General features: G+C 46.0%; 5 protein-coding genes. 3 read left to right on the top strand and 2 right to left on the bottom strand.

From position 1 onward, the window contains the following. On the top strand, window positions 1–411 hold a 411-nt coding region (locus AC3DOM_RS16170), incomplete at its 5' end, for a beta-eliminating lyase-related protein (protein WP_487920073.1). A gap of 336 nt (window positions 412–747) precedes the next feature. Further along, on the top strand, window positions 748–1,476 hold the full coding sequence (locus AC3DOM_RS16165; RefSeq protein ID WP_487920072.1) for a gamma-glutamyl-gamma-aminobutyrate hydrolase family protein: 729 nt from the start codon (window positions 748–750) through the stop codon (window positions 1,474–1,476). 86 nt (window positions 1,477–1,562) lie between these two features. Here the strand turns inward: AC3DOM_RS16165 and AC3DOM_RS16160 are convergent, their stop codons facing one another. Continuing rightward, entirely contained in the window at window positions 1,563–2,816 is a 1,254-nt protein-coding gene (locus AC3DOM_RS16160) for an MFS transporter (RefSeq protein WP_487920071.1), read from the bottom strand. Between the two features lie 250 nt (window positions 2,817–3,066). Between AC3DOM_RS16160 and AC3DOM_RS16155 the strand changes: the two genes are divergently transcribed. Next, complete coding sequence (locus AC3DOM_RS16155) at window positions 3,067–3,528, top strand: rhodanese-like domain-containing protein (protein WP_487920070.1); 462 nt, start codon at window positions 3,067–3,069, stop codon at window positions 3,526–3,528. A gap of 41 nt (window positions 3,529–3,569) precedes the next feature. Here the strand turns inward: AC3DOM_RS16155 and AC3DOM_RS16150 are convergent. After that, a partial coding sequence (locus AC3DOM_RS16150) for a sensor histidine kinase (protein ID WP_487920069.1) occupies window positions 3,570–4,163 on the bottom strand: 594 nt, incomplete at its 5' end.

The raw sequence follows: 4,163 nt of genomic DNA, 5'->3' as shown, positions 1-4,163 counted from the left end.
GTGCGCTATTTGGGTACACTTCTTCTCGACTGGGATATCCCGATCATGGAACCCATCGGCGGGCATGCCATCTTCCTGGATGCCAAACGTTTTTATGATCATCTCTCTCAGGATTTGTTCCCCGCCCAAACCCTGGCCGCTGAACTTTATATCGACTCCGGCGTTCGCGCCATGGAACGCGGTGTCGTCAGCGCTGGCCGCAACCCTGAAACCGGCAAGCATCGCTATCCCGCCCTGGAACTGACCCGCCTGACCATCCCGCGCCGTGTTTATACCCAGGCTCATATGGATGTTGTTGCCGAAAGCATTAAAAATATTTTTGACACCCGCAAGCAAACCAAAGGGTTGAAAATGGTGTACGAACCCGAATATTTACGCTTCTTCCAGGCAAAATTTGAGCAAATTAAATAAGCCAGCTAAAGTCTAAAAGGAAAGAGCGCCATACACTATAAATATGGCGCTCTTTTTTGATATACTTTTGAATGCTATTAACATAGGTATCGGCAAAAATTATTTTTATGCCTAGTAGCAATGCTCTGCGTTGCGTTTAGACTACAATACCCCAACGCAGAGCATTGGGACAAGGCTTGTAGAAATGCGTAAGTCCAATACCTATAAAAGATCAGTTTTCCTTTGTTTCTATCCTAAAATTCTTTTGTAGTAACGGCTTCAGCCGTAAAGAGCGACTAAAGTCGCCACTACGGGATATTTTTAGGATGGATATTTAGTCAAAATACAGGATCAAAAATGAAACCAATCATAGCTGTGACAACTTACGGACGCTTCGAAAAGGATATCTCAACCGCCTGGTATAAAGAACATTACTCACTCCCCGCGCTCTATGTTGATGCAGTTCGGCGGGCAGGCGGGATTCCCCTTCTGTTACCACCCGGTGAGAAATATATAGCGAAGGTTTTGGCCAGAGTGGATGGCGTTCTGGTGACTGGCGGAGCCGATATTTATCCAACGGAATATTTTGGTAATTCAGAGCATCAAGAACTGACAGAGCTTGATGCTGAGCGGGACGAAACGGAGCTTGCCCTGATCCATTATTTGGTGGATGAAAGCGAATTACCCACCCTCTGCATTTGCCGTGGGATGCAGGTCCTCAATGTTGCCCTGGGCGGGACACTCCATGAACATATAGCGGATTCGCTGACCGAGGATATCCACCGTGGGGAAGATGGCGGCTGGACAACCCATTCAGTAATAGTTCTACCGGCCTCATTACCAGCAAAAGCAATGCAAACCGATCTAGTCTCTACATATTCCGGTCATCATCAGGCAATCAAAGAACTGGCTCCTGACCTGCGCGTTTCAGCCATTGCTCCCGATGGCGTTATTGAAGCAGTCGAACACTCTGAATTGCCCTGGATCTTTGGCGTCCAGTGGCACCCCGAAATCACAGCCGCCAGCGACCCGACACAACAAAGGCTTTTTGATGCGCTGGTACAGGAGGCTGACAGGCAATCATAAGCAAGTTTCTGCAAAACAAAAATGCCCTTTTGAATTATCAGGCAAGGGGGCGTTTTGTATCAAATTTTATTCTTTCAGCAATAATATCAAACCGGTATTTTCGCAGTTTGTTTCGGAAGAAAGATATAAAATAAACTCGAAAACGCCAAAACTCCAGCGCCTACAAACCACGCAGTTGCAATAGAGAAACTTTGCGATAAATAGCCCAATCCTATTGACCCCAATACTCCCCCCATTTGCATGACTACAGATTCAAAAGAAAGCAGTGTTGACCGCTGTTCTTCGGGGATATTATCGTTAAATATTGCCGCATGCGGGGAATTCATAATGCCATTGAAGATAAAGAGTCCCCAATAAAATCCGATAAAGCCGATGATCTCCGCTTGCAAAGCGAGGATAAATAAAGTGCCTCCCATCAAAAAACGGGCTCCTGCCAATACACCTTGATAGTTGTTATTGAAAAATTTACAGAGCGGGGAGGCGATAAAACTGCCCAGGGCACTGGCCACAAAATATCCAGCGCTCATCAAGCCGAAAATCCACGTTTGCGAATCTGATCCAAGAATAATTTTGGTCTGTGGCTGCCATAATAATTCAACGCCGGAAATGCCCAACCCCCATGCACCAGTTGAAAGAGCCAGCAACAAAACAATTCGATTTTTAAAACCATATTGAATCGAATCTGAAATCACGCGCGGAAATTCTTTGAGTCCATTTAATATACCTGAATGACTGGCTTCAGATCTGGGGTCATGAATTAACTTGGAAGTAAGGTAAATTTGAAGTATTCCCAAAAAAAGAACAACCAGGATATTGGCGGAATAAATATCGAAATTTGGTAAGCGAGCTGTCACCTTTCCCAGGGTCATCGGCAAGACACCCCCCAAAATTGCCCCCGCTCCCAATCCAAGTGGAATAAATATTCCAACTTTGGCAAAGGCTGCCTGTAAATTTCCATTGATATCATTTTTACGAAACTCGTCCACAAACCAGGCATCCATGGTTCCAGATGATAGAGCACGTGCGATCCCCATAAAAACAAAACCTAGGGAAAGGGTGATAAAGCTCCGCGCAAAAAGCAGAAATGTCATTGCAGTAATAGAAGCAACCAAGGAAATCAGGTAAACACGTTTTCTCCCGATAGAATCTGCCAGCCCTCCCGTCGGTAATTCGAATAAGATCACAATGCCTGAGTAAAGACCCAGGGCAATCCCGATCTGAAACAAATCCAATCCTTTTTTCAATAACAACAAGGTCAGGATGGGAATCATCAACCCGGTCATAAACCAGTGAAAACTTTGATTAAAAGTAAAAATCCGGATCAGATTTTTGTTTTTCATGAGACTAAGCCCTAGGCCTATTGGGAAATCTTAATTAATTTTGGGATTATGCAGTGCCGCTCAGATATCTCTGTCGCTCTTCTTTGCTGAATTTTTCAATGGCATATTTTAGCATTGTTCGGGGCATCTTTTTATTTTCTAGATCTCAAATACAATTTGTGATGCTGAAGAAATAATCAAGTGTAAATCCTTCAATTTTGATGCAACTTTTTCATTTCTTTAATCATCCAATAGATAAAGGAGATAACCTATGACAAAAAAACAAAAGAAAGCTCTGCGCAAGAAAGCCAAGAATAATCAGCAACAACTTTGGATTGTTCTTGCCATTGTCACAATCGCAATTATCGCAATTTTTATAGCTACCCAATCACCAACAACCCCGGCAACGATCAACGCGCTCCCTGCCGAGATCAATACCGGGCTGGCTTTTGAGAAATATGAAGAGGGCGCTTTCCTGCTTGATGTACGCACTCCCGAAGAATGGGCTGAGTACCATGTCCCCGGCGCGACCTTGATCACATTGGATCAGCTCGAAGCCCGCGTCAGCGAGGTACCCTTCGATCAGGAAGTGATAATTATCTGCCGGTCTGGAAATCGCAGCCAGGTTGGGCGTGATATTTTGCTAGCAGCCGGGCATAGAAGTGTCACCAGTATTGCCGGCGGTATCAAAGGTTGGGACGCAGCTGGACATCCAACTGTGACTGGGGAGTAATACCAAAAGGCTGGATTTCATGATGAAGTCCAGCCTTTTTCTTATTTGGGGAGATCAATAATAAATGTCGTCCCTTTCCCCAACTCACTCTCTACCTTGATCGTTCCATGGTGCAATTGAACCAGCTGCCTTGCTATCGCTAACCCAAGTCCGCTGCCACCACCCTCCGTTCGAAGGCGGGATTTGTCGACACGGTAGAAACGATCAAAAATATAGGGGATGTCTTCAGACGGGATTCCCTCTCCCTCATCGCGGATTCGGAGACGGACGCCCATCGGGCTGGATTCCGCTTCCAAACGGATGCAACTGTCCGCAGGTGAGTACCGCAACGCGTTCCCGACCAGATTGCCTAAAACCTGGTCAAGACGTCCAGCATCAGCGGTGATAGAAAGTCCTTCGTCCTCCACATTCACGATCATTTCAACAGTCGCCTCATCCGCCTGACCGAGAAAACTGGTCCGCACATCCTCCAATAACTCGGGGATATTTACTTCATCCAGATTCAAGTACAACTGCCCACCCTCCGCGAGTGAGATCGTTTGAAGATCATCCACCAACCTGGATAAAAGTCGGGTTTCGTCAAGCATCGATTCGATCTGCTCCGGAGTCGCCTCGTAAACACCATCCAGCAGCCC

The organism is Candidatus Desulfolinea nitratireducens (assembly GCF_982879505.1).
The sequence above is the reverse complement of the archived record's forward strand: the minus strand, read 5'-3'. Positions and strand labels throughout refer to the sequence as shown.